Raw genomic sequence first — 25,919 nt, 5'->3', positions numbered from 1 at the left:
CTCCCTATCAGGCCCGATCGGAAATATGCCCGCCAGCATAGGTTCCGAGTTCCGGTCAGCTTTACTTATCGTTTTGCATAAAGCTGACAAACACAACACTAATAGTATAAAGTATTTTGAGGCGGATGTCTATCCGTCTATTTGCCATACCCTGAAAAAAATCGGTCTTTATTGGGAGGTGCAGAACAGCATCTGATGCCCAGCTTATATCACCCATCTTCTCCTGATTATAGGGAATCGTAAGTTTAGGTCTGCCCAGACCCATCCTTAACTAACTGACATTGGGTGTGAACAGTAACTTATTTTCTACATAATACACTGTATGATTATTAAACCACTTGCCAGCCTGGCGGAAGGATGGTATTCTTTTCTTAAGCAGTGGGAAGGCCGATCCTGTTTGTTTCGTTGTTATGACTTAACAATACTACTTTTAGGACTTGCTTTCCACTGTTTTTCGTTATAGGAAACAGAAAATCACTATACCACAACCTTACGGACACATTAATTTTAATGATATTAATTCAATAATTTTATGTATTGATCTTACGCAGGGATTATTGTTCTCTCACGGAACAAAATAAGAAATAGATTTTACAATGTAATTTACAACTCTCAGTTTGTTATTAAACATATTGAAAATGCAAAATCAATAATGAAAGGTGGCAGTGCGATGAAAAAAATACTTACAGTATTTGTACTTTGCTCCTTATTGTTTACTGGCTGTACCAAAAATGATATTGCCAAGACTCATAAACAATCAGAAAAAGATGGGGTGATAAGAACATATTATGAGCTGAAAGACGGGTCGTGGAAATGCGATGATTCAACATATCAGTATAGGTTAGAATTAAACGGGCGAATGCCAAATGCCGCGGTAGAAAGCAAGTATGTTGTATTGACAGATAATAAAAATTTATCTTTTGAAGATGTATCCAAAAGCTTATTTAGCAGTCTGTTGGAGGATCATGAAATTATGGAAGGTTCTGTTATTGTAGAAATGAATTAAATAGGAGCAAAAAGCGATATGGACAATGTAGAGATAATCCCATTAGAAGGTATTAAGTTTAATGATGTAACAATCCCCCTGTCAGCTTAACGCAAGGATGTCGAAAGTCTGTTGGGCTGCTATCGGTATCGGCATTGAAAATTATTATAGATAGCTTCCCGCACACAAAAAGGAAAGCTGCTGTCCAGCGCAGTCATGAGCCCCGGACAACAGCATCTTTCTTTTTTATGCTTTTATTTCCTCTTTTCTGAACACCCGCGAAAATAAGAATCCCCCGAAGATCACCCCATTTAATATCAAAGCCGGAACAAGCATCGCCCAGCTGACCGACTGGTCCTGAATGACTGATGCACTGTAGCTCCCGGATATAACCGGAACAAGATTATTATTCAAAAAATGTAAAATAACAGGGACCCATATATTTTCAGTCTTCATATATGCATATGCGAAGAATATTCCCAGAGTGATGCAGGTGATCTGCTGTCCTGCCATACTGATGATTCCATCAGCGGGATTCGTATAGTAAAAGAAGTTCACCGGCATATGCCATAATCCCCATACAACGCCCAGAAGCAGCACACCGGCACGCTTTCCGAATCTTTTTTGCAGGAGCGGCTGCAAATAATATCTCCAGCCATATTCTTCTCCGAAAAAAGCGATAAACGCGAAGAAAAAGTTAACCAGAATGCTGATCAGCATTACCCATGTAAGAGGGTTTACTGCAATCTCACCCAGCATCCACAGCTGTCCTGATACCCCATAGGATATCGCCGTCCGCAGAATATAAAGCACTACAAAAAGCAGGATGCAGAATACAGACAGTTTTGCATTTTTACCTCTTAAACCATACCGTGAACGGCGCTCTTTTTTATCCGTCAGAAGCAGGATACCGCATACAATACTGCCGCCTATAAGGATAAACTGGCAGATGAGTAACCAGTTTCCCCCGATCCCAGTCACACTGCATATGGCACACATGATCATAAGGACAGTCGCGATCAGATAAGAGACAAAAAATCTGCGCGGCATATTACTGTCAGTTTTTCTTGTGATGAGATATGCCAGCATGACGCCTGCTGCCGGATAAAGCATCTGTGCATTCGGAAAAACACTGACATCCTTTCCGGCCGAGTAACTATACCCCATAAGCACACCCAGCAGATAAGTGATGCCATATGCGACAATCACAAATATCAGAAGCTGCTTCTTTTCTATTTTTGTCAGTTTCATATTGTATCCGTCCCCTCTATTTAATCAAAAACTGTACAAGCTTCATATCCTCGTCAAAACCAATGGTAAACTGGATCTTCCCGTCTTCATATGTCCCTACCATGACAGCCCCGCCGTACTCGGCACCCGTCTTTTTATCCTTGCTTCCCATAACCACGGTCTTGCTGATCTCCTTAAACTCACCACATTTATCTAAAAAGGGATCACACTGCTCTTTATATTCTTCATAGGTCAGTAAATCTTTGAACTCCTGTGTTCCCATGTCACATATTCCTTCATAATCACGGTCATTAAACAGTTCAATAGCCTTCATCGCCTCACTCTTTACCGTTTCCTCATCAAACTTATCCGACAGCTCTGTACCGGCACTCTGGCAGCCTGTCAGTGCTGCTGTCAAAAACATTGCCGCCGCGAGGATACTCAAAATCTTTGTCACCCTTCTCATTTTACACTTCTTTTTCATCACACATCACTCCTTTTGTCTGTTCTTATTTGCTTTGTTACAAAACTAACTGCTTCTGGCAAACAGCAGTGTTACGGAAAACCTCTGTCCATCCGTCTGTATCTGCATCTCTCCCTGATATTTTTCCACTGCTTTTTTTACATTCTGCAGCCCGATTCCTTCGTGTCCTGACTTTGCAGATTTTCCTTCCTGATAGGGCACGTACAGCGGGTTGCTGATCTTCACAATGGTGAAATCCTGAATTTCCTCTCCGCGGATTTTCAGCCGGAAGTCATCGTGCCCCCGCCCGGCTTCCACGGCATTTTCCAACAGGTTGGCGAAAATGGTTGTGATATCAATATCGGCTATAAACTCCAGTCCGATTCCTCCCAGATTGCAGTCCACCCGGTCCTGGGGAATTCCTTTTAGCTTATCATTCAATATGATATTAAGCATCCGGTTCTCTGTATAGAACTTCATGCCCATTGAATTCAGCATGGTATGGACGTCATCGATATATTCCCGGTCTTCTATTTTATACTTCTGCTCAATAGCATTAAGATGATTTCGTATATCATGAATAATAGTCCTGGATTTATCATAGTTTTTTTCCATCTCCTTATAATACTGCAGTGTCAGTTCCCTCTGCTGCTCCATCAGTTCCACCGTATGTCTCAATTCCTTATTCTTTGCCACATCATACCAGAAATACAGGCAGTACAGGTTCATCACGATTAAAAGCAGACCAAACACAAGGCACCAGTAGTAGCCATATCTGACAAAGAAAACATCTCCTGCAATCAGATACATAAATATCAATATCGCGCTGAACATCGGAACAATAACCATTCCTTTTATTTTCAGATGCGGTGCATCCTGAAATCCCTTACGAATCACATATCTTAAGATCAATGTCATGCCGATCAGCAGGATACACCTTAATGTCTCAAGCATTAAAATATACGTCTGTAATTCCACCTGAAGAATGGAAAAGATGTCTGCCGCTATCATCAATGCCATATACTGTGCCAGCATCAGAAATGCATGGTACATAATCTGGCATACCATCCCCATTTTACTGTGGAAGTAAAGCAAATAACCTGTCAGAACATTCCATACTGCAAGAACCAGAATAGTCAAAAGATCATTTCCCAGCATTGGAAGGAACAGCGCCAGTGCACCGTATATAATCCAGGCAGCCGCCTTTTTCCATCTCTTCTCCTCTATCCCTCCCGGAATCGCACGGGTCACACTCATAACACAGCCAATCAGTACAGCCATATCAATGATTTGGATAAAGAATAAAACTACTGTATTCATTCCCTTTTTCCCTCCAATCTCCCTGCAAGATAATTCAGAAGTTCCTGTTTCCAGACTTTCTGCTTTTTCTGGGCCAGAGGGATTTCCATTCCGTTATCCAGCAGAATCCTCCCCGTCAGAACATTTTTTACATGAAGCATATTCACGACAAAACTCTGGTGGGGCATGGAAAAACCAAATGGTTCCATCCGCTCTGCAACACTGCCGATTTTCTCCTGCATCGTATATCTGCCGTTCTCCGTAACAATCTGCACTTTCCGGCTCAGATATTCAAAATAATAAATTTCTTCCACAGGAAGGCACAGAAGCCCCTGTCCAGTCTGGAAATCCAGTACTTCTCCCTTCGAAGTGTGAAGGTAATCAAATATATCTTTTAAAACCTGACTGATTTCCTGCCTGTTAACCGGCTTTATCAGATACTGGAACGCATGGACCCTGAATGCGCCTGCCACATAATCCCGGTAAGCCGTCAGATACACAATCTTAACGGATTTGTCCATTTCCCTGATACGCATTCCCGTCTCAATCCCATTCATCCCGTTCATATCAATATCCAGAAATACCGCCTGACACGGCTGGTAATTCTCAAGCAGTTCCTCTCCTGACGTGAAACACTCTGTCATCAGCGCAGGATTACACTCCCGTATGATAGAAGCCACCAGTTCTGCCGTCTTTTTATCATCATCGCATACTGCGACTCTGTACATATGTTTTCTCCCTTTCCTTTGTTGATTGTTATTGAGCGTGTTTGATAAATCATGTATACGGCTGATTGTCACAATTCGCGAGATATTTGAGCCAAATTTTTGAGGCGTAGTGGTTCTACGTTGATAAAATTTGGCTCAAATAGGTCGTGAAGTGGGGCGGTCAGACGTGTACAATGAATTATCAGACACGCTCTAGTGTAACATAGTCTGTCAAATTGTAAATATGTACTGCATGATTGACAAAAACAATGTATTAAATGACCGGAAAACCCAAAAAGGACAGAAGCATCTGTAAATTATACAAATACTTCCGCCCTTTTTATCTTTCTGCTTAAAGGAAGAATGACTCTGTCCTTCTGTTATTTTACCTTTTTCCTCCAAGCTGCCGCAAATGCGATCCCTGCCAGAGCCAATATGGTCATAACTGCCGGCACAACAGGTGATGCACCGTCTCCGGTTTTTACACTTGTGCTGGTTGTCCCTGTCTTTACAGGCGTTTTTCCCGCCGGGGAATTTCCGTTTGACCCTTGGTCTTTATTTCCGCTGCCGTTCCCCGTACTGCCGCTGCCGTTTCCATTATTGTTGTTTCCATCATTACTGTTTCCATCGTTACCCGGTTCCTGATTTTCATTGCCGTCGCCGGACCCTCCGTCTTTCTTTACAAGCTTCTCCATCGCCTGTGCCAGTTCTGCTGACGCCTTATCCACTGCACTCTGGTCGGAAACATTCTCATCTGAGTTAATTTTCTTTGCATTCTCGAAAGCAGCAGTAAACGCCGATGCGCTTTCCTTTGTATACTCCTCCGTCTTAATCATGGAAGCCTTTGCAAGCTGGATGAGTAATTCTGTCTTGTCGGCCCTGTTTACTACTTTCCCCAGTAATGTTTCTAAACCGGATATTGCTGCCCTTAAAGCCTCTTCATCTGCCTGGCCGGAATCTGCAAGCTGCTTTGCCTCATCTCTTAACTCCTGAAGGCCTGAGATGCTGTCCGGTGTATATTTCGCCTGCTCCATAAGAACTGCATCCGCTTTTGCTATTGTGCTGTACAGCTGCGCCAGCAGTTGTGACAGCTGTTCCTCAGACTTTTCCTGCAGCCCGGCCGCTGCTGTACTCAGGTTATCAAGTGCTGTATTAACTCTGTCCGCATCTGCCGATGCTGTTTTACTTCCTCCTTCAAGGTCTGCCGGCACGGCCTCTGGTTCTGCTTCGTTTTGCTCTGCCTCGCTTAGTTCCTGTAAAAGTGCTTTGCCTTCTTCGACAGCTGTTTCAAATATCGCCCAGCTGTTCTGTGTATATCTGCCTGAATTCAGGACTTCGGCGGACTGTATGGCCTGTGTAAGCCCTGCTATATTTGCAGTTCCCGGATTCAGATTTCCTACGGCTTTCAGCACCTCGATTGCACCTGCTGCCATTTCATGTTCTTTGGCCATGCCGCTGTCCAGCATCTGCTGTACCTTTGCGATTGCCTCATCCAGCTGTGCGGCTGCCTCCTCTGTGGCGTTTGTACGGTCAGCCTCTGCTGCGGCTGCCAGAATGTCTTCCGCATATTTCTTTACTGCCGCGGGCTTTAGTTCTTCTTTCCTGCTCATCAACTCATCATATGCCTTATTGACTGCTGTCTGGTCTGCATCTTTATCTGCCAGGATTTCTTCCGCCCTGGTACGCGCCGCATCAAATGCCGCATAACTTTCTTCCGTATAACCGTCACCTGTAATATCCTTTACTTCGTCAAATAAGTCCTGCAGTGCCGATTTGTCAGCCTGTGGTACTTCTTCCTTTTTCACAAGGCCGTCAACTGCATCGTTCAGCTGTTTAGTTACGGAATCAATCTCATCCTGAAGAGATTCGTCTGTAATCAGCATTGCATTCTGCAGCGCCTCCATCAGCTTTGCAACGCTCTCTTCTGTATATGTCTCCAGTTCATCGTTTCCGATTGACAGCACTCTGAGCATTGCTTCTTCAAATTTGCTGTGATCCCCTGCTTTTACCCGGATCTCATAGCTCTTTGTTTCGACATTGCCGGAACGGTCTTCTGCTTTATAAAGCAGCTTATATGTACCTGCCTTTTCTAATTTCACAGTCTTTGCTTCCGTCTTTCCATTCTCCCCGGTCAGTGCGGCAAGTTCGCTTCCGTCCGGTGCCGTCAGGACGGTCTTTAACGTAACAATTGTACTGTTATCCGCCGCCTGTGCCGCCGGGATCGTGTAATCCTTGTTCATTGTTCCGGTACCGGCCGGCTCGGATTCCAGCTGTATAACCGGTTTGGTTGTGTCAATCGTCTGAAGCTCCCTGTTTGCAAGCATGGAAACCTGTTTTGCCGTCAGGGCCTTGCTGTACATACGTGCCGTAGAAATCGCGCCGGTCATTGGTGACTGAACACTGCCGTTAGAACCGGAATCTCCGCCGATTACATAATATTGTGAACTCTTGGCCGGTGTCTTCACCTTGCCTGTTGCTTCTCTCGAGGCGATCTTAACGCCGTTTACATAAAGTGTTACTTTACTACCGTCATAAGTGATGACTCCATGATTCCACTCACCGTATTTTAAAGCACCTGCCGCCGTCGGTTTCTGATAGGAGCCCCCGACATGTACCCATGCCTCCAGACTTGCCGATTCATCGTCATAAGGAGGAATCTCAAAACCAATTCCTGCAGACTCCATATTGGCAAACAGGTCTACATAACTTCCGGAGAACTTGTCTACCTTAAACGTACTTTCAATTGTAAAGTCGTCATTTGTCTGATCATACTGCTCGGCTGACCAGTCTGTCAGAAATGCTTCTTCAGCTTTTCCGGTAAATCTGGCCGTATATTTCCCTAGCTCCTCGTCCATAGCTATATTACTGCCGTCACTTCCATAGAACGTATTGCCTGACACAGAATGATCTGAAATGGCTCCGTCTGAGAAATCTACATCCAGAAGGTCTGCTTTCGGCACACCCCCGACCATGTCATCAAATCCCGGCTCGGAAGAAGATTCCCCGGTTGTCTTAAATGTCTGTGACAGATAGTTTTCACTCACCTTCTGGTAGGCATCAATCGCATAAATCCTTACCTCATAAGACGTTCCGCCTTCCAGGTCCGGAGCCTTCTGCGTGATCTGCTCCGGCATAGGCTGCAGATAATATTCAGACCATGTTTTGAATGTCTTCACGACTTTCTGTGTCTCCGTATTGATAAAGTCATATCTGTAGGAATGCACGATATCCCCTACGTTATTCTCTGCCACTTCTGCCTGGTCAAATGTCAGTTTTGCAGAATTCTCCCCAACCTCACTGACCGTCAGCTGTGCATCGTCTGCAAAATAAGGTGCCTGTGCAGATTCCGCTCTTTCGTCTGTATAAGGCAGCGTTTCCGTCACATCAAACGTCCATGTCTGGGGGATCCACTTGTCTGCGAGAAAATCATAGTTTTTAATCGTAACCCTGCTGCCGTTCGCCTCCACAACAAGTCCCTGTGCAATCTGGCTTGCATTAGGCGGTACAGAGCCGTAGATCATCCCGGATTCCATTTCCATATAGGACAAAGTTACCGTGTTTACTGCCGTATAGCCGCCGTCCTGCCAGATACTTGTTGGCATGTTATTTGGACTGTGGATATGTCCGGAAAATGTCACCGCATGCGGATGGTTTTTAAAAATCTCATCCAGCCCGCTTCCATACCATTCCGTGGAAACGTAAAATGTGTTTTTAATCGGATGGTGGAAAAATACAAAAATCGGTTTGTCCGGTGTGTCTGCCTCCGCCTGCGAAAGCTGCTCCTCAAGCCAGTCCAGCGTATAGGTATAATTTCCGCCTCCCTGCTTTGTACCTTTGCCTGTCTCTGCATCCAGTTCCCCGCTTCCCGGACTCAGCGTGATAAAATGATACCCATTCACAACCTGATGGTCATTCGGCTTATTTCCCGTTGTCTCGGTAAATGCATCAGCACTGTTATTCTCATGGTTTCCCATTGACGCGATCAGAGGAATTGTCAGATTCTCTTCTTTGATCTGTTTCCATGCCGCATACTCGCTGGCAGCCCCGTTATCTGTCAGGTCTCCGGCTACTACCATGCGGTCCATGCCGGATTCACTAAAAAATGAAAATGCCTTCGCAAGTCTGCTTTTCTCCGTCGCCTTATCCTGGCGTACATGTGTATCGGATACGACTCCGAAACTAACTTCTGCAGCCGGATCAGATACAGAATCTATATCCCCTTCCGGTGAAATAAAGCCATTGGCCTCCATCGGCTGGCTGTCACTGCCTGTTTCCTGAGTCCCTCCCATATCCTGCGTGTTCTCATATGCGGGCTGGGCCACATTTCCGGCAGCACTTACCGCAAGCACTGACGGTGATGACATCACGCCTGCCACAGTAAGGAACAACGCCAGTAATTTGTTGATTGTCTTCCCTTTCATTGCATTTTCCTCTCCTTCTCATCTTGAAAGTTGTCCCGTCTTTTATGGACGGCCACCTCTCACAGGTTAACGAAAGCAAATAAGAGATAAATCATTACGGTGTTAATACTTAGTTAATGTTTTTACTGCCTAAATAAAATTTTTGTATATTTTTTTAACATTTCCTTTTCGCTTTATATAAAACAGATGCTGCCGCAGAGGTCAAAGGAACTGTCAGGATCACCGCTATCGTCCCTGACAATCCCTGTCCAATCTCAATCGCCAGAAAGTCTGAGCTGACAAGCTGATGGTACTTGATCCCGTATCCTGTCAGGACCAGCAGCGTGCTCAGGCCGCTTCCGGTAAACGCGAGAATGAGCGTATTGCTCATGGTCCCGATCATATCTTTGCCGATATTAAGCCCGGACCTGAATAATTCTCCGCGGCCAAGCTCCGGACTCACGGCGTGCACCTCATATAAAGCAGATGCAATCGACATCCCTACATCCATCACTGCTCCCAGAGAAGCAATCAGTACTCCCGCAAAAAGTACCTGTGAAATCTGAAGATGTGTGTTCTTTGAAATCAGGACCATAAATTCTGTCTCGTCAGTATTGTATCCGGAGATATGAAGCACTGCTGCAAAAACTGCAAATATAACCCCTACCAGAATCACGCCTGACGCCGTACCGCAGATTGCCGCCATCGTTTTCCTGCCGGTCCCGTTCAGCAGGACCAGTGCACATGCTGTTGTCATGACAACCGTAAGGACTGCCATTACAACCGGGGAGTGCCCCAGATAGATCATCGGTATCATCCACATCACAATCGTAAATAAAGTAAACCCAAGTCCCAGAAGCGCTCGGATGCCCTTTTTCCCGCCGATGAGGATCATGAAAAAGAAAAACACAAGAATGATCCCATATATAGCAGGCGATCTGTAATAATTATAAATGACAAAGTAAGGAGCCGTATCCTCGGGTTCATCCTGTGAAACAATCACCCTTGTGCCCGGCTTTACATAGATATTATTTGCCGCCGTCAGGTAGTTCTCCGTCTCCACTGTCTCTCCCTTATATTTCCCGCTTAACAGCTTAATCTTTGCAGTCTGCATCCCCAGATATCTGTCCGGATTTGTCTCATCCACAATCAGTTCATCATTGCCTGTCTCCGTCACAATCCCCTTTTCATATGTAATATTCGTATTATTATAATGCTCGTACTGATCCTGAATCCCCCTGTTCCATATAATAACAGCCACGGAAAAAATCAAAATCAGTACAACACTGGACAATTCTGCCCGGTGAGAATGAATCCAATGATTCTTTTCCTTACTCACTTCCCCTTTTAATTTTGCCATCTGTTTTTCCTCTTTTCTTATAAATATATCCTGTATCTCTTTGATGCTGACACGGGATATCCTCTATTATAAAAATGAAAGATTAAAAACAGATCAAATATGGATTAAATATTCTGCTTCTGCCACCCGTCTGTAACCCCCGGGCACAATCAGAATGGGCACCCGGAAAAGATATCCCCGGGTGCCCATTCTTTCTTAATATAAAATTATGCAAGCCCTATTCTCCCAGAGCCCTGACTTCCTGATATTTCCTCAGATCTGTATACAGCTCTCCCTTATAAGGGTTCTTCTTTGTCTTTACGATCCGGTAAATCATATACGCAAATACAGCCACGTTAGCCAGCAGTGCCAGCAGGCTCATTACGAATAAAAATGTGGTATTCGGAGCTGCGCCTGCCACCTGATAGATTCCTGCGTCTTTGAGCATGGTAATTCCGTCAGATGCCAGAATTCCTTCCTGAATTGCTGCATCCGCAATGGCCTTGCTGGATGTGGAATGGACGAGCCATCTGCTCGCATCCTGAAATGCAGGGAATGTCTGGGCAAACATGCACCACAGGGCAAGTGTATGTGCCCGGTGCTGGAGCCATGCCCCTTTACCAATCGTAAATGCACATACCGTAGGTGCCAGCAGAAGTGCGAATCCGCAGTACCATGCATGGGTAGGCAGGCAGTTGTATGTATAAGCGAAGTTCCACAAATCATAAGCCACGATCCAGAACCACATCATATCCGGCCAGAGCATATCCCTGCTGTTGTCCTTCGCAGTTTTCTTGCGGATACAGATTCCGAACCATCCTGTAATCGTGATAATATTCAGGATTCCTGCAATCCCGTTCATGATATTCCATGAACCGCCGACATAATACTGGACCTGGTTGTTCATATATTCTACAACCGGAGTTGCATACTGGCTGATCTGGAAATCTCTGGAGCATGCTTCCAGAATATTAATTGCAAGAATCAGTGGTGGAAAACACAATGCAATCTTGTTATGCTGCAGTTTTTTGATATGGCGGATACACCAGAAACCGATACACCCTGCTGTAGACGAATATACTTTTGCAAGATGGAACCAGTCCATATAGGACGTATCTTTCAAAACGGTCAGCCACAGGACCGTCAGAACAACCGGCAGAACCACGAAACATCCGAATCCGACCCATTTAAAGCGGCGGCTTAATTCATTTGCCGCAAACAGTGACACAAACACACCAATCCATACGAGCCAGACTAATATATCCGGCACATTTTCTGTAAATACAAACATAATAACACTCCTCTTCTCCCATTCCTCTTAACAGGCAGCTATTTCCTTAATATTAAACTCATTCCCCGCTGACAGATATGTATTCTCACTCCCGCAGTACGGACATATCTTCTTATATTCCAGTGTTGAATATGTTTTCTGGCAGTCCTCACAAAGGGTAACCGCCGGAATCGTCTCAATTTCCAGCTCTGCCTCTTTTAATAAGTCCGACCTTACGCGGAAATACTTCCAGCAGTCGGTAAGATAATCAGGTATAACGCCGCTCACCTCACCGATTTCCAGCGTGACGGAAGCGACTTCCGTCAGCTTTTCTTCCCTGCCGATCTCCTCGATGGTTCGGACAACATGCGTGACAAGACCTAATTCATGCATATCTCATTCATCTTCTTCCTTATTTTTTATTACGCATAATCTTAATCTGACGCTTCGCTGCATAAGGCAGGATTGCCTTCATCTTGTCTTCGCTCTTCATCATTCTGCTTGCATCAGGCAGTTCCCTGCTTAGATGGATTGCATCAAATTCACATTTCGTTGTGCAGACACCGCATCCGATACACCGGTTTTCGTCCACCACTGTTGCGCCGCATCCGAGGCAGCGTGCCGTCTCCGCTTTCACCTGCTCCTCTGTAAATGTAAGACGTGTATCGCGGAATGTAGTCTTCGCATCGATACCGGACTGATGTCCCGGAACCTGTCTTGCAGAATTATCATAACTGTCTGAAGGGATATCCAGCTTCTTCTTATCCAGTTCCACAAATTCCCGTCTGTTGCGTCCGATCGTCAGACTCTGCCCTTCATGTACAAAACGGTGGATCGATACTGCCGCCTCTTTGCCCGCTGCAATCGCATCGATTGCAAACTTCGGTCCCGTATAGACATCGCCGCCGACAAAGATATCCGGCTCCGCAGTCTGGTACGTCAGGGAATCTGCCACTGCTCCGTTCCCGCGTCCCAGCTCCACTTTCGAGCCTTCCAGAAGATTTCCCCAGATAATGCTCTGGCCGATACTCATGAGAACATTTTCACATTCCACTGTCTTGAATTCGTTTTCATCATACTGTGGGCAGAACCGTCCGTCCGCATCGAAAACGGAAATACATTTCTTAAACACGATTCCTGTCACTTTACCGTCCGCAGTCAGGATTTCTTTCGGTCCCCAGCCGTGATTCACAGTAATACCTTCACCCTCGGCCTCTTCCACTTCATCCGCTGCTGCCGGCATGGAATCCTTATCCTCCAGACAGTACATGGATACGTCTGAACTACCCGTACGCACGGCACTGCGTGCAACATCAACGGCCACATTTCCGCCGCCGACAACGATGGTACGCCCTGTCAGGCCTGTCGTCTCATCCGTATTGACCATATGGAGGAATTCTACTCCCGTCAGCACGCCCACTGCCTCTTCGCCGGGAACTCCTGCTTTTCTTCCCCCCTGGCATCCAATTGCAATATAAAATGCTTTATAATCCTGTGCACGGAGTTCTGCAAGTGTTACGTCTTTTCCAACTTCTACACCGCACTTAAACTCGACGCCCATCTCACGCAAGACTTCAATCTCTGCATCCACAACATCCTTCTCAAGCCTAAAGCCCGGAATTCCGTGCGTCAGCATTCCGCCTGGATGACGATGCTTTTCAAATACAGTGACCGGATACCCTTTTTGTGCAAGGAAGAAGGCACAGGACATTCCGGCCGGGCCGGCACCGATAACGGCTACCTTCTGCGGATACATCTTTCCGATCTGGTTGACCATCGGCGGGATGTAACGTGTCTCTGCATTCAGTTCCTGCATGGCAATGAATTTCTTCACTTCATCAATCGCCACTGCCTGATCAATTTCGCCCCTTGTACATGCCTGCTCGCAGCGGCGGTTGCAGATACTTCCGCAGACTGCCGGGAACGGGTTTTCCTTCTTGATCAGTTTCAATGCATCCAGATATCTTCCCTGAGATGCCATCTTAATATATCCCTGCACCGCAATATGTGCCGGGCAGTTCGTCTTACACGGAGATGTTCCTGTATCATAACAGTTGATCTGGTTGTCGTCCCTGTAATTTTCATTCCACTTCTCCGGTCCCCATTTCACGGCATCCGGAAGCTCCTGCTTCGGATATACGACCGGGCCCTCCTTCGTACAAAGCTTTTGTCCCAGTTTGGCTGCGCCGGACGGACAGTATTCCACACACTGTCCGCATGCCACGCAGTTATTGGCATCCACTCGCGCGATATAAGCGGAACGGGACAAGTTTGGCGTGTTAAAAAGCTGTGAGGTGCGCAGAGCATAACAGGAACAGACACAGCAGTTGCAGATGGCAAAGATCTTATCTTCCCCGTCTATGTTGGTGATCTGGTGTACCAGCCCGTTGTCCTCTGCACGCTGAAGAATCTCCATCACTTCTACTTCATCGATATACCTTCCCTTCCCGGTCTCGACGAGGTAATCCGCCATATCCCCTACACCAATGCACATATCGTCCTCAAGATGCCCGCAGCCTTCCCCCTGGATCCTGCGTGAACGGCGGCAGGAACAGGCACCCACTGCATATTTCCCTTTATACTTCTGTACCCAGTGGGATATATGTTCCACACTGACAGACTTCTGCTCCGTCGGAATCGCTTTTTCCACCGGAATCACGTGCATTCCTACCCCGGCCCCGCCAAGAGGCACCATCGGTGTGACTTTCTCCAGCGGAAGGCGTGACATTCTCTCGAAAAACCGTGCGATCTCCGGATGTTCTTCCACCTGTTCCTTATTCATGTTCATAAATTCCGCACAGCCCGGTACGAACATCGGAAGTATGTACTGCTTATGGTGGTCAGCATTCTCCCAGTTATATTCCAGAAGACCGATCACACTCATTTCCTGCAGAAGTTCTTCTGTCCGCTTCAGCGGTTTTTTACACTTCTTTGCGATCTCCTGCGCGCTGGCCGGTTTGCGTACCTTCATGGCCAGCGCCACTTCCGCCATCTCATCCGTAATTACACAGGCAAGCCCCCAGTATTCCGGATCATCCACAGTCACCTTGTGCCCGATACGGTCCGTAATCTTCTGCCCCAGCTTTAATATTAATTTTCTCTCTTCTGCCATCACTTTCACTCCTTCCCCCGGGTATATCCATACCCGGATTCAGACAGCCGTCTTTACGACTGCCAGCCTCTCACTTCTTCCTTCAGCCAGTTGGTCCATTCCTCTATCCCTTCCCCTGTGCGGGCACAAATTGGAATAACCTTTGCATTGGGATTCCTCATCAAAATGTTCTTCCTGCATTTTTCCATATCAAAGTCGAAATACGGGAGCACATCGATCTTGTTGATCAGCACCACATCACAGATGGAAAACATCAGGGGATACTTCAATGGCTTATCATCCCCTTCCGGCACACTCAGGATCATGGCATTCTTCACTGCCCCTGTATCAAACTCTGCCGGGCAGACAAGGTTTCCCACATTCTCCAGAATCGCCAGGTCAAGATCCCCGGTCTTTAGCCCTTCCAGTCCCTGACGCGTCATATCCGCATCCAGATGGCACATTCCCCCTGTATGAAGCTGGATTGCCCTCACACCAAGATTGGAAATCGTCTCTGCATCCACATCTGAATCGATATCCGCCTCCATCACGCCGATCTTCAGTTCGTCTTTCAGCTGTTCGATTGTCCTCGATAATGTCGTCGTCTTACCCGACCCCGGGGAAGACATCAGATTTAGCAGAAAGACTTTTTTCTCTTTCAGCTCGTCTCTTAATTCCTGTGCCCGTTTATCATTGTCTGCAAATACACTCTGCTTGATTTCCAGTACCCTGAATTCTCCCATCTCATTTCCTCCTTCATCCAGAAAATCTGGCTATACCAGATAATGTTATCTTTTTAACATTATACTATGCCACGAAATGCATGTCAATTTCAGCCTTTATTTTTGTGCACTATGCTGTTATTTCGGAACGTTTTTCGTGCATTTCCACCTTATGTTTTCAATGTGGTTTCTGGTATAGCCACATCCACGATTCAGAAAATAGTTTACTTACGAAACGAATGCTTCATCTTTCTTCAAAATAAAAAAAACACATAACAAAATGCCCTTTCAGTAACAGAGCAATTTGTTATGTGGTTTTTGTGTCAGTCATTCTTTTATAATTGTATATCTGTCAAAGACTGTACAGTCAAGATATCATTATGTTGCTGTTTTCCCGTACGGTCCACCAGTATAGGCCGTATTCCCGCCGCCTGTGCACCCAAAACATCTGAATCGTAAGAATCCCCGATGTGGACCGTCTCCTTCGCCCTGCATCCGCTTATCTGCAGCGCCTTTTCGAAGACTTCCCGATGCGGCTTATATGCCCTTACCATATCTGCAGAAATAATCCCTGCCGGGGAAAGTCCTTTTTTCTTCATGCTTTCCTCGACATAGGGAACTCCATTATTCGTAATTACATAGACCGGAACTTCACATCTATTATAAAATCTTTCTGCGTCATCAAACAACGGTGCATTCACCCAGAATCCCCGGAACAGCTCATGCAGTTCATCCAGATTCTCCTTAAGGCCGTCCCTCCTGCACAAATCTGACAACACCTTCTCGACGATCTCATCTTCGGTCAGATATGCTTCTTTGTAACTGCTTTCTTCATACTGCTTCATAAGCTCCCACCAGCGTCCTACAGCCTCTTTTGGGTCATGGATATTGCTGTTTCTGCAGATTCTCATAATGATCTCCTGCAGTTCATCCCCGCCTTCCTGCACCGTTGTCCCTGTATAATCAATAAATACCGCTTTTACCATCTCTGCCGCGTCCCTTCAGTTCTCTAGTATTTTGCTTCTATTTAGCGTCCATTAATTATTATAAGTGTTTCCGGGATGAGTTGCAACGGGTTTCTATGACGGCGCTTTACAGCCCCGCCGGCTGTTTCAGCTTTTCCGTAAAATCATGCATCGCCTCTGCAATCGCCAGCTGCTGTGGACAGACAGCCTCACAGCTCTTACAGCCGATACACTGGCCCGGCCTTTTCTCTTCATCAAGTGCATCTACTGCCATATGCGTAATCGCTCCATTAACAAATCTTGTTTCATTATAAAGTGACAGCAGTACCGGTATATCCAGCCCCTTGGGACAATGTGCCACGCAATAGCGGCATGCTGTGCAAGGAAGAATATCCAGCATACTATCTGCCACTTCCATCAATGCCTTCATTTCCGTTTCATCAAGCGGCTTATCTTCCTCAAAGGTACGGACATTGTCTACCATCTGTTCCATGTCAGACATTCCTGACAGAGTTACTGCTACTCCTTTCACGCTCTGCAAAAATCGGAATGCCCATGCAGGAATGTCCTCTTCCGGACGGAGCGCTTTTAATTTTTTCTCGTTCTCTTCGGAAAGAGAGACTAGCTTTCCTCCCCGAAGCGGCTCCATTACCCATACCGGAATCTGATATTCACCCAGCAATTCCACCTTTGCTTTTGCATCCTGCAGCTTCCAGTCCAAATAATTCAGCTGGATCTGGCAGAATTCCATATGCCTTCCATATGTATCCAGAAAACGTTTGATCGTATCATAACGCCCATGTGCCGAAAACCCGAGATGTCTGATGCGACCGTTTTCCTTCTGCTTTAGCAGATACTCCATAATCCCATAATTTGGATCCATATATGGATCGATATTTTTCTCATATACATTATGAAACAGGTAAAAATCAAAATACTCTACGCCACATCTTTCCAGCTGTTCCTCAAAAATCTCCTCTACTTTTCCCATATTGGAGAGATCATATCCGGGAAACTTATCCGCAAGATAATAGCTTTCCCTCGGGTATGAGGAAAGAACTTTTCCCATAACGACTTCTGATTTTCCGTCGTGGTAACCATATGCAGTGTCAAAATAATTCACACCGTGTTCTATTGCATAAGCAGTCATTCTGGCCGTCTGTTCCTCATCAATCTGTCCGTCACCAGTAAGCGGCAGACGCATTGCCCCAAACCCTAATGCAGAAAGCTTTAAATCCTGAAAATCTCTGTATACCATGTTTTAGTCCCTCTTTCTTAAATCCTGTCCGATATGCTTCTTTTTTACTATAGACCTTTGAGTGAACTCCATGTCAATACTTTTTTGTACTATCCCAATATCTCTTCCAGATCTTTAGCAGGATCACCTATAGGTGCAATCTTATAATTATTAACCAGATAATCCAACACATTTCTGGAAATGAAAGCCGGGAGTGTCGGCCCGAGTTTTATATTCGTGATCCCAAGATGCAGCAGTGTCAGCAGTATGCAGACCGCTTTCTGTTCATACCATGACAGGATCATTGACAGCGGCAGGTCATTCACGCTGCATTCAAATGCTTCTGCCAGTGCAGCCGCAACCTTGACCGCACTGTAGGCATCATTACACTGTCCCATATCCATGAGCCTCGGAAGGCCCCCAATCGTCCCGAGGTCCAGATCATTGAATCTGTACTTGCCGCATGCCAGCGTCAGAACGACCGTATCCTTCGGAGTCATTTTCACAAAATCAGTGTAGTAATTCCGTCCCGGCCGCGCGCCGTCGCATCCACCCACGAGGAAGAAATGTCTGATCTCCCCTGCCTTTACAGCCTCAATCACTTTGTCCGCCACACTCAGAACGGTGCCATGCCCGAATCCTGTCAGCACTGTCCTGCCTCCGTTTATTCCGGTAAATTCTGTATCCTCTGAAAAACCGCCAAGTTCCAGCGCCTTTTCGATCACCGGTGTGAAATCTTTCTCATCTCCCACATGCACCATTTCAGGATAAGAGACTACCTCTGTCGTAAACACTCTGTCCGAATAACTGTCCTTCACAGGCATCAGGCAGTTTGTTGTAAATAAAACCGGAGCCGGAAGATTAGCAAATTCTTTCTGCTGGTTCTGCCATGCCGTGCCGAAGTTTCCCTTCAGGTGCGGATACTTTTTTAGTTCCGGGTAAGCATGGGCCGGAAGCATTTCCCCATGTGTATACACATGGATTCCTTTCCCTTCCGTCTGTTCGAGCAATAGCTTCAGATCATAGAGGTCATGTCCTGTGATTACTATAAACGGCCCCTTCTCGACCGTCAGCGGCACCTCTGTAGGGATCGGCGTTCCGAATGTCTCTGTATTGGCACGGTCAAGCAGTTCCATACACTCCAGATTGACTTCTCCAACCTCCATAACTAAGGGCAGCAGTTCCTCCATTCTCCAGTCTTCCGCCAGAACGAACAGTGCCTTATAAAAGAACTCATTTACCCGCGCACTTGTATATCCCAGAACCATAGCGTGGTAAGCATAAGCCGCCATGCCTCGAATACCGAACAGGATCAGGGACTTCAGAGAACGGATATCCTCATCTGCCTTCCAGAGCCGTGACATATCATAGTTGTCTATGTTTCCACATCTGGAAGGACATCCCGCGCATCCGGGTACAACACGTACTTTTTCCTCATTTACCCTCGCAATCATTTCTCGGAGTGTATCGTCATTAAAGTTTACATTCGTCACTGTCGTAAATAATCCCTCTAGAATCAGACGGTCCGTTTTGTCTGTCCTGGGATTACCGGAGCAGGCCCTTGCAAGTCCGATCAAAGCCCCCGTCAGTTCATCCTGCAGCTTTGCATTACCTGCCGTCTTCCCGCAGACCCCTGCATTTCCTGTACACCCTGTACATCCGGCCGTCTGTTCACACTGAAAACAAAACATCTTATTATCCATTTTACACATCTCCTTTATTAAGATTAGAAAATATCTCTCATTACTGTTACATGCCCAGTATAGTACGATGTTTGATTCAAGTATGTTGTTAAAACAACAGATTCTAAAACAGATAAAAAAATCCGGTATTGGCCACATAGTCCCTATACCGGATTTCATAATTTAGTTTATATGTTAAAAAGAATTGCTCCTATACGTGTTCCGTTCACCTGCTTTTTGCAGCATAAATTCCACCGTCTCGTCCTCCGGCATTGGCTTTGCATAGTAAAACCCCTGTATCTGGTCTGCACCGAATTCAACGACCATATTTTTCTGTTCCTCATTCTCCACCCCTTCAGCGATCACCTTCATACCAAGGGCCTTAAATGTCCGGGTCAGATTCCGGATGGCCAGCGCTGACTTTTCACTGTTCATCGCCGCATAGACAAGGCTTTTATCCAGCTTCACTGTCCCGAACGGAATATGGATGACTGTTGCAATATTGGAATAGCCTGTCCCAAAGTCGTCCAGTCCCATCTTAATCCCGCGCTCCAGCATCTGCACGGCAAAATCTGTAACAACCTGGGTGCTTTCGGCCAGAGTACTCTCCGTAAACTCAATCTCTAGTGCAGGCATAGGGGTCCCGTTCTTCTGTACAATCTCCAGCACCCTGTCAGCCAGATCTGGTCTTGAGAACTGAATCCCTGAAAAATTGACATGGACCGCCCCTACCTCGATACCGGTTTCAATCAGTCTGTTGATAAACTTACACACCTTATCTAGCATGATATATGTAATATCCACAATCAGTCCCGTTTCCTCCGCAATCGGAATGAACTCAGACGGATATATGGGCCCGATCGGTGATTTGGGAATCCGCATCAGTGATTCAGCATATAAAAACTCACCGCTCTTTACGGAGTAAATTGGCTGGTAATACATCTCAAAATCCGGTTCCGTAAGCTGCTGTTTCAGAATCTGTATGATTCTGCGCTTTCTCTCCATCTTTTCAAGCATCGCCCTGTCACAATAACAGACCTGCCCATGCTTTCCTTCTTTGGCCCGGGCAACCGCACATTCCACCGAATTAATGATTTTCTCAAGTGTGTCTTCGTCCCCTGTATGATAGAATATCCCCATCACTGCCGGTAGAACGAACCGGTACTCATCTACCTGCCACGGACCGGACATACGTTCCTGAATCCGGGAAATACACTGTGTAAGCTCATCTTTGTCAGGCTGTAAAAACAACAGGGCAAACTCATCACCGCTGAAGCGGTAGACATTTCCCGCCGGTCCGGTCCTGCACAGAAACTGGCTGACCTCTTTCAGGAACACATCCCCTTTTTGTTGACCACAGGTGTTATTAATCTGGCGGAAATCCCGCAGGGAAACTACCAGAAGGTAAAACTCCTTATCCGGTGCTTTCTTTATTGTCAGGCCAATCATATTGAGCAGTTCCTGACGGTTGGGTATATTGGTCAGGTAATCCAATGATATCTGTTTATTCTGCAGATGCAGGTAAATAATCAGCAGCGCACAGGTCGCCGCCGACCCTGAGAGAATCACATCAGGATACAACTGCTGGACAAAGATAACCAGTACAGCAAGAACCGGAAATGCAGCCAGTATCCCGTAAATCTCTGCTTCTATCTTTTTCCGGTTGCAGACAGTCACTACAATACTCGCCAGACAGTAAATATAAAAAACGAGATAGGTCGTAAAAACCCAGCTCCCCCTCGAATACCCGTTCTGTGAATTGATGTCAAATATATTGCGTGTGAACGGATTTACCAAAATCAGCAGCGTATATCCGGCACCGGGTATCAGTCCAATGCCGATCACCTTTTTCGCCTGGTCCATATCCGTGTAGATGACAGAAACCGTGTATAAGAAATAAGTAAGTCCCATCAGCGGCGTTAATACAAAGTAGACCGAAGTCACAATCCATGTCAGCCAAATCGGGATATACTCATACTGGTAAATCATAATTGTTGACAGAATATTCGTCAATATCGCGCTAAATGTAACCAGCAGGCACCATTGAAATATCTTGTTTTTTAATGTTGGAAGATGACTCCCTTTGCGGGCATAAACCCATATAATGCCAAGCATAACAAGCGAAATAGATTCCGCCGCTATATTCCACCTCATCCTTATACACCTGCCAATCCCCTCATGAAATATTTTTCTATAAACAACTTCTTTTATTCTATCATATGCAGAATTTACTGTCTATCAAAGGAGTCAGATCTTATACAAATCTCATTATTTAAGTAGATTTCCAATATAAGTTCATTGCAGGATCCTTTATTGTTAACCATTATATATATTATGGTTGACAATTCCTTCTATTTGATTTATACTGGCAACAGATAAAAATGAACAGACACGAAAGGAATACAAACATGGAACAGACATCAGCCAAGAAAACATTTGTCACCACAAAACAGCTTACCCTGATCGGGGTCATGACCGCCGTCATCTGCATACTGGCGCCATTTACCATTCCGCTGCCATTCAGTCCGGTGCCGCTTTCACTGGCCACCCTTGTCATTTACATATCTGTCTTTGTACTGGGCATGAAATTAAGCACGGTCAGTTTACTCATTTATCTGCTGCTCGGCGCTGTGGGACTTCCTGTTTTCTCCGGATTCAGCGGGGGCCTCGGTAAATTTGCCGGACCTACCGGCGGGTATCTGATCGGGTATATTTTTGTAGCGATTATTACCGGATATTTTGTCGACCATTTTCCGGGCAAGCTATCCTTTGCTGCTGTCGGCATGGTGCTCGGTTCCCTCATCTGCTACCTGTTCGGTACAGTCTGGCTCGCGGCACAGATGGAATTGTCTTTCTTCGCCGCCCTGTCCGTAGGGGTCCTGCCTTACCTGCCCGGCGACATAATCAAAATCATCGTCGCATGCATTCTCGGGCCCAAACTTAAAAATGCAGTTCACCGCATGGGAAATTAGCACATGATTGTCCACTAATGGTTTTTTTCATAAAAGAGGGCCATCCGCACCGGATTATACCGGTATGGATGGCCCTCAAAATTCTTAACTTATATGCCTCTCATCGTCAGCTGAATTCTCTTCTTCTTCAAATCTACGCTCATAACCTTGACATCCACGATATCACCAACACTTACAGCTTCCAAGGGATGTTTAATGTATCTGTCCGTGATCTGCGAGATGTGGACCAAACCGTCCTGATGCACCCCGATATCCACAAACACACCAAAATCAATGACGTTGCGCACGGTTCCTTTGAGAACCATGCCTTCCTTGAGGTCCTTCATGTCAAGCACGTCTGTACGCAGGATCGGCTTCGGCATCTCATCACGTGGATCGCGTGCCGGCTTCTCCAGTTCTTTGACAATGTCCCTCAATGTAATCTCTCCGATTCCGAGTTCTTCCGCCAGCTCCTTATAATCTCTGATCGTCAGAGAAAGCCCTGTCAGGTTGCCGCCGGTAATGTCTTCCGGCTTAAATCCCTGCTTTTGCAGAAGTTTTTCCGCCGCTTCATAGGACTCCGGATGGACACCTGTCGCATCGAGCGGATTTTTCCCATCCATTATTCTCATGAATCCAGCGCACTGCTCAAACGCTTTCGGCCCCAGCTTTGCTACCTTCAGCAATTCTTTTCTGCTCGTAAACCTTCCGTTTTCTTCTCTATATGTCACAATATTCTTTGCAATCGTCCCCGTAATGCCGGAAATGTAGGAAAGAAGCGGTGCAGAAGCCGTGTTCAGATCGACCCCGACTTTATTCACACAGTCTTCAACAACACCATTTAAGGATTCACCCAGCTTTTTCTGGTTCATATCGTGCTGGTACTGGCCGACCCCGATTGACTTCGGATCAATCTTAACAAGCTCTGCCAGCGGGTCCTGAAGCCTTCTCGCGATAGAAGCCGCGCTTCTCTGTCCGACATCGAACTTAGGAAATTCTTCAGATGCCAGTTTACTTGCCGAATATACAGATGCTCCTGCCTCATTTACAATGACATACTGGACCTTCTGTGGAATCTCCTTCAGAAGCTCCACAATAATCTGTTCAGACTCTCTGGAAGCCGTCCCGTTTCCAAGAGAAATCAATGTGATATGGTACTTCTCTATGATCTTCTTTAAAAGGTCCTTCGATGCCTTTATCTTCTGCGGTGTGGTCGGGGCTGTCGGATATATGACTGTCGTGCCAAGCACCTTTCCTGTCTCATCTACAACGGCCAGCTTACAGCCTGTACGGAAGGCCGGGTCCCATCCGAGCACTACCTGCCCTGTAATCGGCGGCTGCATCAGAAGCTGGTGCAGGTTCTTGCCAAACACCTCGATTGCTCCATCCTCGGCCCTTTCCGTGAGTTCATTCCTGATTTCTCTTTCTATGGCCGGGGCGATCAGACGCTTATAACTGTCCTCAGCCACCTCTTTTAACACTGGTGTCGTATACGGGTTTTCCCTGATAATCGTTTTCTTTTCCAGATAACGGATAATATCTTCTTCCGGAGCATCAATCTTCACCGCCAGTATCTTTTCCTTCTCACCGCGGTTTAAAGCAAGTATCCTGTGCCCCGCAAGCTTGCCGACAGCCTCCTCAAACTCATAATACATTTCATATACAGACTCAGCTTCCGCATCCTTTGCCACAGAAATCAGTTTCCCTTTCTGCATCGTAATCTTCCTGATCCAGCTTCTGTAATCTGCTTCATCAGAAATGGATTCGGCGATGATGTCCTTTGCCCCGGCAATCGCATCTTCCACACTCTTGACGCCCTTCTCTTCTGAAAGATACTTTTCTGCTTCCTTTTCAAGCGGGACTTTTGTCTGCTGCAATGTAATCACCGCCGCAAGCGGCTCCAGCCCCTTCTCTTTCGCAATCGTCGCGCGCGTCCTTCTCTTCGGCCGGTATGGACGGTATAAATCCTCCACGACAACCAAAGTCTCCGCCGCCAGAATCTGCGCTTTCAATTCCGCCGTCAGCTTCCCCTGTTCCTCAATGCTGGATAATACCTGCTCCTTTTTCTCCTCAAGGTTCCGCAGATAAATCAGGCGTTCATACAGCTTTCGAAGCTGCTCATCGTCCAGGGAACCTGTCACTTCTTTTCTATAACGCGAGATAAAGGGAATCGTGTTTCCCTCATCAATTAAATTAACCGCCGCGTCTATCTGCCAGCGCTTCACATCCAGTTCTTCTGTCAATCTCTGATTAATGTCCATATAATCTGTACCTCTCCTTTTTACTCCTGGCATATGACTCAAAGAATCATAACGCTTTCTATTATACAGGAAATCCCCTTTCCTTTACAACACATTTACCTATGTTTTCCTTCTTTAAATGATAAATTGTTTTACTAAAACTAAAACATAGTATGGCTGTAACCTCATCCAGAGATTACAGCCATACTGTGTTTTGTCTATCTTAATATACTTCCGATCCAAACGGCATCAGCGCCAGCTTTGCCAGTTTAAACTGCTGCATTCCAAATGGAATTCCCACAATTGTCACGCAGAGCAGTGCACCAATAACCAGTGATTCCAATGCCAGCGGTATCCCGGATACGATCATCCAGATAATGTTCAGAAGCATGGACCCCGCTCCCCCGCCATAATGGACTTCCTTCCCAAACGGGAAAAAGCTAAGTGCCGCAAACTTAAAACACTGCATCCCAACCGGTATCCCGACGATCGAAATACACCACAACACTCCTGCGAGCATCCAGCTCAGTCCGCTGATACAGCCTCCAAATATAAACCACAAAACATTTCCCAGACATCCCATTAAGCCTCAGCCTCCTTTCCGAGCATCAGCTGCTTCTCCCATTTCATCAGGTCCGCAACCATCTGCTCCACACGTTCTATCGCGTAATTTAATTCATCCTTCGCCTCGTTAATCTTAGACTGTACAAGCCAGTCTGCAATAATACCATCAAAAAAGAAATCAGCAAATGTAAGGAAGTCATCTATCTGTATTGTAAAATTATATGGCAGTTCGATGTCTTTTAGTTCACATTGAAAAAGTTCTAAATGACATCTTGCCTCCTCCAGCCTTTCTCCTGCATCATCCAGTTTGGAGTGCTTTACCAGATCAACAAGGAAGCCACCTCCAAGTAAATCTGCAACGCCCCAGTTTCCGGCGCTGTTCAAAGCCTCTTTCGCCGCCCTCATGCTGTTCAGGGCTTTCTTCCCGGCGATAATCGCCTCATTCATTTCCACAATGTTTTCCTTTTCTCTCATCATTAGAATCTCCTTTCCGGTGCTCTTCTTATGCAGCAGACAGGTGTATCTTCAGAGATTTCTGTGAAATAAAAAAGACCCTTATTCACGACATGTCTGCCGCAATAAAAGTCTTGCACATCTCATTTGATACGGATACCTCTCGGTATCGGGTGACGGTTTCAAACCCACCTTTCGGTGTTCGGCTACTCCCTTTTACTTGCTTGTCTTGAAATATACCACCTTTCCGGTTGATTGTCAATAAAATAACGAAATATAATTCTTAAGATTTCTTTAGAACTTATCATATGCATCTTTCCC

20 protein-coding genes are annotated in these 25,919 nt (G+C 46.0%); 3 read left to right on the top strand and 17 right to left on the bottom strand.

Going from position 1 to position 25,919, the window contains the following annotated elements; genetic code table 11:
• Positions 1–196: hypothetical protein (locus tag A8806_RS26440; protein WP_207657875.1), on the top strand; the 196-nt coding region annotated here is incomplete at its 5' end.
• Between the two features lie 474 nt (positions 197–670).
• Complete coding sequence (locus A8806_RS22700; protein WP_109733448.1) at positions 671–1,006, top strand: hypothetical protein; 336 nt, start codon at positions 671–673, stop codon at positions 1,004–1,006.
• A 225-nt stretch (positions 1,007–1,231) separates the two neighbouring features.
• Here the strand turns inward: A8806_RS22700 and A8806_RS22695 are convergent, their stop codons facing one another.
• The 14 genes from A8806_RS22695 to A8806_RS22630 form a co-directional block, all read right to left on the bottom strand.
• Positions 1,232–2,236 carry a CPBP family intramembrane glutamic endopeptidase gene (locus A8806_RS22695; protein ID WP_109733447.1) on the bottom strand — a complete coding sequence of 335 codons (1,005 nt, stop codon included), beginning with the start codon at positions 2,234–2,236 and terminating at the stop codon, positions 1,232–1,234.
• 16 nt (positions 2,237–2,252) lie between these two features.
• Positions 2,253–2,699, bottom strand: a complete 447-nt coding sequence (locus tag A8806_RS22690; RefSeq protein WP_109733446.1) for a DUF3887 domain-containing protein — start codon at positions 2,697–2,699, stop codon at positions 2,253–2,255.
• A gap of 45 nt (positions 2,700–2,744) precedes the next feature.
• Positions 2,745–3,998: a sensor histidine kinase gene (locus tag A8806_RS22685; RefSeq protein WP_109733445.1), complete on the bottom strand. Its 1,254-nt coding sequence runs from the start codon at positions 3,996–3,998 to the stop codon at positions 2,745–2,747.
• Positions 3,995–4,705, bottom strand: a complete 711-nt coding sequence (locus A8806_RS22680) for a LytR/AlgR family response regulator transcription factor (protein WP_109733444.1) — start codon at positions 4,703–4,705, stop codon at positions 3,995–3,997. The genes A8806_RS22685 and A8806_RS22680 overlap by 4 nt, the downstream gene beginning before the upstream one ends.
• Before the next feature lie 359 nt (positions 4,706–5,064).
• Entirely contained in the window at positions 5,065–9,105 is a 4,041-nt protein-coding gene (locus tag A8806_RS22675) for a LamG-like jellyroll fold domain-containing protein (protein ID WP_109733443.1), read from the bottom strand.
• Positions 9,106–9,259: 154 nt separating this feature from the next.
• Positions 9,260–10,444, bottom strand: a complete 1,185-nt coding sequence (locus tag A8806_RS22670) for a YibE/F family protein (RefSeq protein WP_109733442.1) — start codon at positions 10,442–10,444, stop codon at positions 9,260–9,262.
• 217 nt (positions 10,445–10,661) lie between these two features.
• A complete protein-coding gene (locus A8806_RS22665; RefSeq protein WP_109733441.1) occupies positions 10,662–11,714 on the bottom strand; it encodes a DUF5692 family protein in 1,053 nt (350 codons plus the stop codon).
• Between the two features lie 27 nt (positions 11,715–11,741).
• Positions 11,742–12,086: a hydrogenase maturation nickel metallochaperone HypA gene (locus A8806_RS22660; RefSeq protein WP_109733440.1), complete on the bottom strand. Its 345-nt coding sequence runs from the start codon at positions 12,084–12,086 to the stop codon at positions 11,742–11,744.
• 19 nt (positions 12,087–12,105) lie between these two features.
• A complete protein-coding gene (locus A8806_RS22655; RefSeq protein ID WP_109733439.1) occupies positions 12,106–14,805 on the bottom strand; it encodes an FAD-dependent oxidoreductase in 2,700 nt (899 codons plus the stop codon).
• 53 nt (positions 14,806–14,858) lie between these two features.
• Positions 14,859–15,527, bottom strand: coding sequence for a hydrogenase nickel incorporation protein HypB (gene hypB / locus A8806_RS22650; protein ID WP_109733438.1), 669 nt, complete (start codon positions 15,525–15,527; stop codon positions 14,859–14,861).
• A gap of 314 nt (positions 15,528–15,841) precedes the next feature.
• Positions 15,842–16,492 carry an HAD family hydrolase gene (locus A8806_RS22645; protein WP_109733437.1) on the bottom strand — a complete coding sequence of 217 codons (651 nt, stop codon included), beginning with the start codon at positions 16,490–16,492 and terminating at the stop codon, positions 15,842–15,844.
• Positions 16,493–16,598: 106 nt separating this feature from the next.
• Positions 16,599–17,729, bottom strand: coding sequence for an aldo/keto reductase (locus A8806_RS22640; RefSeq protein ID WP_109733436.1), 1,131 nt, complete (start codon positions 17,727–17,729; stop codon positions 16,599–16,601).
• 89 nt (positions 17,730–17,818) lie between these two features.
• A complete protein-coding gene (gene hcp, locus A8806_RS22635; protein ID WP_181368836.1) occupies positions 17,819–19,411 on the bottom strand; it encodes a hydroxylamine reductase in 1,593 nt (530 codons plus the stop codon).
• Positions 19,412–19,585: 174 nt separating this feature from the next.
• Positions 19,586–21,544: an EAL domain-containing protein gene (locus A8806_RS22630; protein ID WP_109733435.1), complete on the bottom strand. Its 1,959-nt coding sequence runs from the start codon at positions 21,542–21,544 to the stop codon at positions 19,586–19,588.
• 254 nt (positions 21,545–21,798) lie between these two features.
• Between A8806_RS22630 and A8806_RS22625 the strand changes: the two genes are divergently transcribed.
• Entirely contained in the window at positions 21,799–22,362 is a 564-nt protein-coding gene (locus A8806_RS22625) for a biotin transporter BioY (RefSeq protein WP_109733434.1), read from the top strand.
• 89 nt (positions 22,363–22,451) lie between these two features.
• Here A8806_RS22625 and A8806_RS22620 read toward each other — a convergent pair whose 3' ends face one another.
• The 3 genes from A8806_RS22620 to A8806_RS22610 all read right to left on the bottom strand — a co-directional run bounded on the left by A8806_RS22620 (position 22,452) and on the right by A8806_RS22610 (position 25,622).
• Positions 22,452–24,602: a Tex family protein gene (locus A8806_RS22620; protein WP_109733433.1), complete on the bottom strand. Its 2,151-nt coding sequence runs from the start codon at positions 24,600–24,602 to the stop codon at positions 22,452–22,454.
• Positions 24,603–24,804: 202 nt separating this feature from the next.
• The gene (locus A8806_RS22615) at positions 24,805–25,164 is read right to left on the bottom strand and encodes a YccF domain-containing protein (RefSeq protein WP_109733432.1); all 360 of its coding nucleotides are present in this window, start codon (positions 25,162–25,164) and stop codon (positions 24,805–24,807) included.
• Entirely contained in the window at positions 25,164–25,622 is a 459-nt protein-coding gene (locus A8806_RS22610) for a hypothetical protein (RefSeq protein ID WP_330405442.1), read from the bottom strand. The genes A8806_RS22615 and A8806_RS22610 overlap by 1 nt, the downstream gene beginning before the upstream one ends.
• Between the last annotated feature and the right edge of the window lie 297 nt (positions 25,623–25,919).

Origin of the sequence: Faecalicatena orotica (genome assembly GCF_003149245.1) — a bacterium.
In the GTDB taxonomy this organism is placed as follows: Bacteria; Bacillota; Clostridia; order Lachnospirales; family Lachnospiraceae; genus Faecalicatena_A; species Faecalicatena_A orotica.
Note: the sequence above shows the minus strand (reverse complement) of the source record. Positions and strands in the feature narration are given on the sequence as shown.